The sequence below is a fragment of the Pelotomaculum sp. PtaB.Bin117 genome (assembly GCF_002067195.1).
GTDB lineage: Bacteria > Bacillota > Desulfotomaculia > Desulfotomaculales > Pelotomaculaceae > Pelotomaculum_D > Pelotomaculum_D terephthalicicum.
Map to the genome: position 1 here is coordinate 21751 of NZ_MVQM01000056.1, position 9484 is coordinate 31234.

General features: G+C 48.9%; 7 protein-coding genes. 3 read left to right on the forward strand and 4 right to left on the reverse strand.

Annotated elements, in window-relative coordinates:
* Positions 1-15: 15 nt before the first annotated feature.
* Genes pepF through A4E54_RS03660 form a run of 3 tightly spaced genes read right to left on the reverse strand, consistent with a single transcriptional unit; the run spans position 16 to position 3920 of the window.
* Positions 16-1812, reverse strand: a complete 1797-nt coding sequence (pepF, locus tag A4E54_RS03650; RefSeq protein WP_286724463.1) for an oligoendopeptidase F — start codon at positions 1810-1812, stop codon at positions 16-18.
* A 32-nt stretch (positions 1813-1844) separates the two neighbouring features.
* Positions 1845-2651, reverse strand: coding sequence for a YlmH/Sll1252 family protein (locus A4E54_RS03655; RefSeq protein WP_286724452.1), 807 nt, complete (start codon positions 2649-2651; stop codon positions 1845-1847).
* Positions 2652-2672: 21 nt separating this feature from the next.
* Positions 2673-3920, reverse strand: coding sequence for a BaiN/RdsA family NAD(P)/FAD-dependent oxidoreductase (locus tag A4E54_RS03660; RefSeq protein WP_286724453.1), 1248 nt, complete (start codon positions 3918-3920; stop codon positions 2673-2675).
* A gap of 262 nt (positions 3921-4182) precedes the next feature.
* Between A4E54_RS03660 and A4E54_RS03665 the strand changes: the two genes are divergently transcribed.
* The 3 genes from A4E54_RS03665 to A4E54_RS03675 are packed head-to-tail and all read left to right on the forward strand — an operon-like array spanning position 4183 to position 7458.
* On the forward strand, positions 4183-4800 hold the full coding sequence (locus A4E54_RS03665; protein ID WP_286724454.1) for a TetR/AcrR family transcriptional regulator: 618 nt from the start codon (positions 4183-4185) through the stop codon (positions 4798-4800).
* A complete protein-coding gene (locus tag A4E54_RS03670) occupies positions 4785-5897 on the forward strand; it encodes an HlyD family secretion protein (protein ID WP_286724457.1) in 1113 nt (370 codons plus the stop codon). The genes A4E54_RS03665 and A4E54_RS03670 overlap by 16 nt, the downstream gene beginning before the upstream one ends.
* A 13-nt stretch (positions 5898-5910) precedes the next feature.
* Positions 5911-7458: a DHA2 family efflux MFS transporter permease subunit gene (locus A4E54_RS03675; RefSeq protein WP_286724459.1), complete on the forward strand. Its 1548-nt coding sequence runs from the start codon at positions 5911-5913 to the stop codon at positions 7456-7458.
* Between the two features lie 101 nt (positions 7459-7559).
* Here A4E54_RS03675 and A4E54_RS03680 read toward each other — a convergent pair whose 3' ends face one another.
* A complete protein-coding gene (locus tag A4E54_RS03680; protein ID WP_286724461.1) occupies positions 7560-9158 on the reverse strand; it encodes an NAD(P)/FAD-dependent oxidoreductase in 1599 nt (532 codons plus the stop codon).
* Positions 9159-9484: the final 326 nt, after the last annotated feature.

A 9484-nucleotide genomic window follows, 5' to 3' on the forward strand; every position in this document is an offset into this window, starting at 1 on the left:
ATAATTAAATAAATTCTAAGATGTCATTGTTTCCATCTGTTCCACAAGCTTGGTGAATAAATCGAGCCCGTCCTGCACCGGTTGAGGCGTGGTCATATCCACCCCGGCGGTTTTTAATAAATCAAGCGGGTGACCGGAACCGCCCATTTTCAGGAAATTCAAATAACGGGAAACCGCTGGCTCTCCTTTTTCAATGATTTGCTGCGCTATCGAAGTAGCGGCGGAGAAGCCCGTGGCGTATTTGTACACGTAAAAAGCCGAATAAAAATGAGGAATGCGGGCCCATTCCAGGTCTATGTCCTCATCGACAACAATACCGGGTCCGTAGTAGTCGACATTCAACTGGCGGTATATTTCACTTAGAAGAGCGGGGGTCAGGGCTTCTCCGGCTTCAACTTTTTCGTGGATAATTTTTTCAAATTCAGCGAACATGGTCTGTCTGAAAACCGTACCCCGGAATTCCTCCAAATAATGGTTCAGCAAGTACAACTTTTTATTCCGGTCGGTTTCAATATTAAGCAGGTGAGCCATCAGCAGAGACTCATTAACCGTAGAAGCCACTTCCGCCGTAAAAATCTTGTAGTGAGCATAGACGTACGGCTGTTCCCGGTATGAATAATAGGAATGCATGGCGTGCCCCAGCTCGTGCGCCAGCGTGAAAACACTGTTGAGATTATCCTGGTAGTTCAGCAACACATAAGGGTGCACCCCATAAGGTCCCCAGGAATAAGCGCCGCTGGTTTTAGCTTTGCTCTCATAAACATCCACCCACCCCGCAGTCAGCCCGCGGGCCATGGTTTCCCCGTAAGAATCGCCCAACGGGGCCAGTCCTTTCCGGACCAGCGCCACAGCTTCCCCGTATGGGATTTCCCATGACACATCCTTCACCATCGGAGCATACAGGTCATACATATGCAACTCGGCCAGCCCGAGCAGCTTTTTCCGTAAAGCCACGTAGCGGTACATGGAACCCAGGTTGTGCCGCACCGTGGCAATAAGGTTATCGTATACGGCCGGCGGGATGTTGTCGGAAAAGAGGGCTGCTTCCATGGTGGTAGGATATTTCCGCACCCTGGTATAAAACACGTCTTTTTTCACACTGTTGCTGATCGTGGCAGCCAGGGTGTTTTTTAATTTCCGGTAAGAACAGTAAAGGGCTGCAAAGGCTTCCTGCCGGACCCGGCGGTCTCCGCTTTCCATTAGCTGAAGATAACGTCCGTGGGTGACTTCCACTTCTTTCCCTTCTTCGTCATGGATGGAAGGGAAAGTGAGATCGGCGTTGTTAATCATTTTAAAAATATTGGCAGGCGCCTGGATCACATCTCCCGCCTGGGCAATGATCTGTTCCTCCGCCGCGGACAGGACATGCGGCGCGAACCGGAGAATTTCATCCAGGGCAAAATGATAGCGCGCCAGGGCACTTTCTTCCTGCCGGAAGCGCTGCAGGATGTCTGCGGGGATAGCCAGTATCTCAGGCACGATAAAGGAAAGCGTTGCTTCCACGCTGGTGTTCAGACTGTCGGCCCGGTCCGTCAACGCTTGATAGACAGGATTGCTGTTTTCCTCATCCCGGCGCATGCGGGCATAAACATAAACTTTTTCCATGAGCTCCTGCAGGCGCTCCTCCGCCTGTAATACTGCCAGCAGGGTTATTGCCGACTGTCCGAGCTTCCCTCTATAAGATTCAACCTCACCGGCCATCTTCTGAATCTGCTGAAAATCCCGCTCCCACAGTTCATCAGTCGCGTATATATCTTCCAGCCGCCACTTGTACTGCTCCGGAATTTCCTTTCTGGTTGGCAAACTGCCCATCTTCTTCAAAATATAAACCTCCTTCCACATAATTATTTGTATTCGGGATCGAATCCCAAAATAAATTTTTCGCGCGCTTTTTTGGTCACACCGGCACATCTAAGCACCCGGAACCTCCCGCGCCCCCTGCAAGAGATCACATCGCCCGCGGCAACCGGTTTTGCCGGGTTGACCTGCTGGCGCCAGTTTTGAAAAACCTTCCCCTGCTGCACCAGTATTGTTGAATCGGCTCTCGACAGGTTAAAAGCCTTGCCAACCAGCGCGTCAAGGCGAGGCGAGGCGGCGGTAACCACTTTCTCGACCAGTTCCGGCGCGCTGAATATAAACCCGGCTTCATCCAATAGCCGTACTGTTACCGGATACCGGCCGACTTTATGCAAATTTTGGGTTAGAAAAGTTAATATTTCTTTGGCGGCAAAAATAGCCGCGCCTTTTTCCTGCCGGACAATATCACCTATTTTATCCCTGTTGATTCCCAAACCCGTCAAGGACCCCAGGTAATCGCGGTGACCGGGCAGACTGTCCGTCCGCAAAGGCACTATCTGTAAAATTCCCACTTTGTAGTCTTCTTCATACCATTGATTATCTTCAGCCACTACCAGCGCCCGGCGTCGTTCCGCCTCCCGGTACCTGCCCCAGAGCAGGGCTCGCGCGCCTCCGAACCCTTGGCAGATATCCTCCAGCAGGCCCGCTTGACCGGGATCAAGAAACCCCGTAAGCACAACAGCCTTTTTCGCTTTCACCACCGCGCGGACATAGTCAAGACATCGCGCGGCAAAAAGCCTTTCGTCCGCGTTTCTGGCCAAATTAAGCAACGATTCTTTATGATCAACCGGCATGCCTTGTTCCCTACCGTTTCTTCATAACCTGGCCGCCGCACTTTCACCCGCCACATAACCGGACGACCAGGCCCACTGGAGGTTGAAACCGCCGCAGTCGCCGTCAATATCCAGCACTTCTCCCGCAAAGTATAGTCCTGAAACAATCTTTGACTCCAGGGTTTGCGCGTTTACCTCCGCGACATCCACGCCTCCCGCGGAAACCTGGGCGTTCAGCCAGGAAGTGGTGCCGGTTATTTCAAAACGCCAGTCCTTAAGAATCCTGACTATATTGCCGAGTTCCCCGGCGGTAATCCGGCCCGCCGGCTTGTTTGCGTCGGCAATCCCGGCCTCGCGCAAAACAACGGGGGCCAGCCTTTTGTTAATAAATCCGACGAAGCTGAAAGCCAGGGGTTTTTCCGGCCTCGTTTGCAAACGCCTGGACAGGTACTCTTCCAGTTTCCGCCCGGAAAGATAGTCGATTAAACTTAACTTCAGGTGCACTTTTTGATTTTTTTGCATATATTCGCCCGCTTTGCGGCTCAGACTGAGGATTGGCGGGCCGGAAACGCCGTACTCGGCAAACAGTATTTCCCCGCGCGCACCGGCAACCGGCCGGTTATTGACAATAATCTCCGCATATCCTGCGAATTTTATCCCCTTGACCTGTTTTAAAAATTTAGCCGCTAATTTTAATTGCACCAGCGCAGGGAATGGCTTAATAATCTTGTGCCCGAAATTTTCGGCCAGGACATAGCCGCTCCCGTTGGAACCAAGCTGCGGGGCCGCTTTCCCGCCGGTCGCGATAATAACCCGGTCAGCATGGATTGCTCGCCCGTCCGCCAGGTTAACAACAAACTCCCGCCCGTTTTTCCTGATCTCTTTAACATCAGCCTCGCAAATTACCTTCACGCCGGTTTCATCCAGTTCGTAACGCATTACGTCAAGCACGCTGGAAGCCTGCTCGGAACAGGGAAAAACCTTGCCGCCATCCTCTACTTTATGGGTTATGCCAAGGTATTCAAAAAAATCTATGGTTTTCCGCACATTGAACCGGCTCAGCGCCTCCCTGGCGAATTCCGGGTCTTTTCCGTGATAATTTGTAATTTCGAGGCCGACATTAGTCAGGTTGCACCTGCCGTTTCCGGTAGCCAGAATTTTTTTGCCAACCCGCTGGTTCTTTTCCAGAATCGTTACACCGGCCCCCGCATGCCTGGCCGCAATAGCGGCCATGATGCCCGCAGCCCCGCCGCCGATCACTGCGACTCTCGTCAATGATACTACAGACATGCTCAAAAACCTCCGGCTGGAATAACCTCAATCAGTCGAACAAATTCGCTCTTTGGTAACCTGTAAGCTTCTACCACAATTTTATAGTAACATTTCTAAATGATCAAATTTCACCCGGTTCAGTCAAATGAATTCTCCAAAGCGTTGGTGAGCAAAAGCTGTATTGACTTGGTGGGAAAAATTTCATTGACAGAGATATGAATAGCGTTCATAATTATAAATTATGTTATTTATGGCAACCAAGAGTATTGGAGGTGGTGAGATGAGAGCCAGGCATGAGCGGGAACGGGAATCTCGGCGGGAAAGTATCATTAAAGCTACCGATCAACTTCTTAACGAGAAGACATTTGAGTCAATTACTATGGATGACATAGCCATAAGATCTGATTTTGCCAAAGCATCCATTTATCAGTATTTCAAAAACAAGGAAGAGCTAATAATGGAGGTTTTTTCCAAGGTCCTGAAGACACAATGTCGTTTAATCGAAGAGAAATGTTTGTCGCAGACTGCTCCTGTTCAAGCGCTGAGGAACTATATAAAGCTTGAAATTGAATTTATTCGCCGATACCCATGGCGTCCGAAGGTCAGAGCAACTTTTCCCTTTAGAGATTATCCTGCAGATAGCCGTTTACTTGCTCTATATGCTCAGAAGAAAAAGCTCATTGCAGGGATCATTCAACGAGGCCAGACAGAAGGAACATTTATTATGTCCGACCCGGATGTTTTGACCAATATGATTCTCTCGGCAAGTGGAGGATTTGCAAATTATTTTTCTACTCGTATATCCGCTGATTTACAGAGCCCGGAAATCGAGCTGTTTATCTCAACCATAATAAAAGGGATTACCAAGGGGTGCAGTGACGAATGCCAAATCCAATAACACCAGCTAATATTCCAATAGAGGAGCCGAAGAAAAAACCGATATCCAAGGGAGTCCGTATTGGTATCTTGACCTTGGCCGTAATCGCGGTAGCTATTTTCGGCATTCGCTGGTACATTCAACTAAAAACTACGGTCACAACTGATAATGCGAAAGTGTCTGCAGATTTGGTTAGTATCAGTGCCGAGGTTTCCGGTAAGCTTACCGATGTCTATGTACAAGAAGGAGATAACGTGGAAGCAGGGCAGCTGTTGGCCAAGCTGGATGCTTCCCAATATCTTATTAGCGCTTCCCAGGCGGAAGCAGCATGGGAACTTAGCAAAATAGCCGTTACTAAGCTGCCGAACGATATTAAGTTTGCTCAGATGTCCGTTGCCAAGGCAGAAAGCACCTTATCTGCCGCCATTGCTCAAGCCGATATCAGTAAATTGGCCATGGCAGATTGCAAGCGCATATTGGACAATAATACGGCTTTATACCAGCAAGGAGCTATTTCCAAGGAAACCTTGGACAGCTGTACAACTAAATATGAAACAGCGGTGAAAACCTGGGAAGCTGCGAATGCTAATGTAAATGCCGCCCAAGATTCCGTCTCAGCTGCTCAAGCCCAGTTGGAGACCTTGGATGGAACCGGTAGCGCCTCCTATGCAGCCCAGGAAAAGCAGGCCAAAGCGACTTATGATAATGCCCTGCTGACATTGGAGCGAACAACCGTTAAATCTCCCATCAGCGGAAGCGTGGTAAAAGTATCTGCATTAAATGGACAAAACGTCAGCGCGGGAACCTCCTTGTTTACCATCGTAAATCCCGAGCGGATCTGGGTTTTAGCTAACATTGAAGAAAAAAAGGTAGCCCGGATACATATTGGAGAGAAGGTCAACATTGTCGTCGACGCATACCCCAATATAGTTTTCGATGGTCAGGTTGAAGAGATCGGTGGAGCTACTCAGTCGAGTTTTTCCATCTTACCAACAGAGAACACAGCGGGTAACTATACGAAAGTAGCCCAGCGCCTGCCTGTGAAAATAAGTGTTGTTCAGCAAGATAATAAGTTAAAGCCGGGTATGTCCGCCGTAGTGACCATTAAAACTCAATAAGTGGGGATTTGATTTGAATACCGGTGAATTACAGGATAGGATTAACTGGTCTGCAACCTCAGTCATCATAATGGGAACCTTTTTACAAGGTCTTACCGGAAATATCGTTAACGTTGCGATATCAAAGCTTATGGCTGTCTTTGGTACGAATGCCAACGACATTCAATGGGTACTCACGGCCTACATGTTGACCCAGGGAATCGTAATAGCCCTGGCTGGGTATTTAGGGGACAAATTTGGATATAAAAAAACCTTTGTTGTTGCTCTAGCCCTGTTTACTTTGGGTTCATTCTTATGCGGCACATCGTTTAATTTTAATATGATGATTGTCAGCCGGGTGCTGCAGGGGATAGGAGCGGGGATCATCATGCCTTTAGGCATGGCGATTTGTTTTAGAATTAACCCTATATCCAGAATCGGCATGGTGCTGGGAGTATGGGGGATTGCCGGCATGGCGACTATGGCTATCGGGCCGTCTTTGGGGGGATATCTTATTGAGGCGGCCAGCTGGCGCACGCTTTTTTATATTAATGTACCCGTGGGTTTGTTAGCCATATTTATGGGAGTCGCATTGCTGCCGGAAACGGAGAAAAACTCAACATCGACATTAGATACGGCAGGTATTGCCACCATCTGCGTTGGCTTGTTTTGTCTAATATTTGCCTTAAGCAAGGGCAATCAAATGGGTTGGGGAGATCCCGTGATTGTTGTAATGCTGTTTATTGGAATTGTTAACCTGCTGGTAATGGTAGTTCACGAACTGCGGTGTCCGGAACCGGTGCTCGACATGCGATTATTTAAAAATAAGCTTTTCACTTTGTCCACGATTATTTCTTCTTTCATTCAAGTGGCTTTGATAGTGACAATTTATCTTTTTCCTCTTTTAATGCAAAGCGTACTCGGGCAGACCGCAATGCAAACCGGCCTGGTCTTGCTGCCGTCAGCTTTGGTTACAGCAATATTTATGCCCATCGGCGGCAGGCTTTTTGATAAATATGGGGCGCGGTACCTGATCCTTATCGGCGTGGTGATTATGACCGGTGCATCTTACGCTATGAAGGACTTTAATGCTTCTACATCTTTTAACACGATGATGTTTTGGTTAACGATCCGCGGAATAGGACTTGGGCTGGCGCTGGCACCAGCCATTAATGTGGGGATGGTAGGTATCCCGAAAGAATCAACCGGTACCGCCTCTTCCCTGGGGAATGTCATTCGGAGTGTGGCAAGCACTTTTGGCATTGCTATCATAACGAATTTAATGCAAACGCGTAATACCTTTCACTATGCTAATTTGGCTCAGAATGTAGTTTTGGATAAGCCGGACGGTTTGAATATGGTTTCGGCCTTGCAGAGGATAGGGTTAAATGCCGGTCTTGGGGCACAAGGAGGACAGATTCTTAGTCTGTCCGTGCTATACAAGTATGTAGCCCAGCAATCGATGGTTATGGCTATTTCCGACTGTTTCATTATAGGTGCCGTGTTGTGTGGTATTGCATTTATAATAACTTTGTTTTTACATGACAGAAAGAACCCGGACCTACCACTGCGGAAATTTTAAAAATAAGTTTGCCGAGGGAACGGAATGAAGACCAGGGGGCTAAATGCAGCGCAATTATTTACACATTATAAGCTTGTATTTGCTAAGCAACCTCAAACAAGTTAAGAAAAGGGGGCATATTTTTGGGCAATAGCCTCCGCCACTTTGATCCCGTCCACCGCGGCGGACACAATACCCCCCGCATACCCCGCGCCTTCTCCCGCCGGGTACAGGCCTTTGATCCGTGTCTCGAAGTTTTCGTCCCTGATTATCCTGACCGGTGATGAACTCCTGGTTTCAACACCGGTCAGCACGGCGTCCGGCCGGGCGAAGCCGCGCATTTTCTTATCCAGCGCCGGGATCGCCTCGCGCAGCGTTTCGACCACGTAATCAGGCAAGCAGCCTTTTAACTCGGATAGCCGCACACCTCTTTTGTAAGAAGGTTTTACTGTTCCCAGCCCAATTGACGGCTTGTCCGCCAGGAAATCGCCCACTAGTTGCGCCGGAGCGCGGTAATCTCCGCCGCCAAGTATGAAAGCTTCCCTTTCCCATTTTCGCTGGAACTCCACGCCGGCCAGCGGGTGGTCACCGGGGAAATCACCTGGATTTACCCCGACCAGGAAAGCGCTATTGGCATTTTCCGCATTACGGGCGTATTCACTCATTCCATTGGTGACCACACAGTCCTCTTCCGAAGCGGCCGCCACCACCACACCGCCCGGGCACATGCAAAAAGTGTAAGCCGACCTGCCGTTTGCGGCGTGGTAAGCCAGCTTGTAATCCGCCGCTGCAAGATTTTTGTGCCCCGCGAATTCTTTATACTGCGCCTTGTTTATCAGTTCCTGCGGGTGTTCAATGCGGACCCCGATGGAAAAAGCCTTGGGGGTTAGTTCCACCCCCCTGGCAAGCAGCATTTCAAAAGTGTCCCTGGCGCTATGGCCAAGGGCCAATACCAGCACATCAGCGTCCAGCGCCTCGTTTCCGTTAATCACAATCCCCGATATTTTACCTTTTTCAACTGCCAGATCAGTTACTTTAGCGCTGAACCTGACTTCACCGCCCAGTTCCACAATTTGTTCGCGCAGGTTTTTCACCACCGCCCTCAGCTTGTCAGTGCCGATATGCGGTTTGGCAGAGTAAACAATTTCTTCCGGCGCGCCGGCATCTACCAGTATTTCCAGCACTTTGCGGCATCTTGAATCCCTGATTAGCGTTGTCAGTTTCCCGTCGGAAAAAGTTCCCGCGCCGCCTTCCCCGAACTGCACGTTGCATTCCGGGTCCAGTTCCCCGGTTTCCCAAAACCTTTTTACCGCCGTCACCCTGCTGTCAACATCGCCGCCCCGCTCCAGCAAGAGCGGCCGGTAGCCCATCCTGCCCAGAATCAAACCGGCAAACAGCCCGGCGGGGCCGGTACCGGCAATTACGGGCCGGTATGCTAATTTGTTTTGGCCGGTTTTCACATATTCGTACGCCAGGCGGGGAGCGACAGATATATCGCGGTTATTTCTCAGCTTTTTCAGGACAAGGTCTTCATTAGCCAGTTTTACGTCAATGGTATAAACAAAATAAATCTTGCCGGCTTTTCTGGCATCCACAGACCGCCTGCATATTTTATAGTCAAGCAGTTCTTGACCGCTAATCCCGAGTTTCTTCAACAGGGCTTGCCTTAATTTTGATTTGTCTTCGTCAACCAGCATTTTTAGCCCCGCAACCCTGATCACTATTTAGATACCCCCTTCAAGACCGGCGATAAAATATTATTATAAAAACTTACCAGTATCATACAATAAAGTTTCTCTTTTTGACATACTGACTATACACAATAATAATGAAAAAAATTCCGCTTCAGGGCGTTAACCCGAGGCGGCATGTCGTAAAAAGGGAATACACCTCTTAATTTATTTACTGGAAACCAATAAACAAGAGGTATTTACATAAAATACCATGCGATATACATAAATCTAAATCAACAATTTAACTTACCTTCGTCTCAATCCGCAATTTGTCGGCTACCATGGCAATAAATTCCGAATTCGTAGGTTTGCCG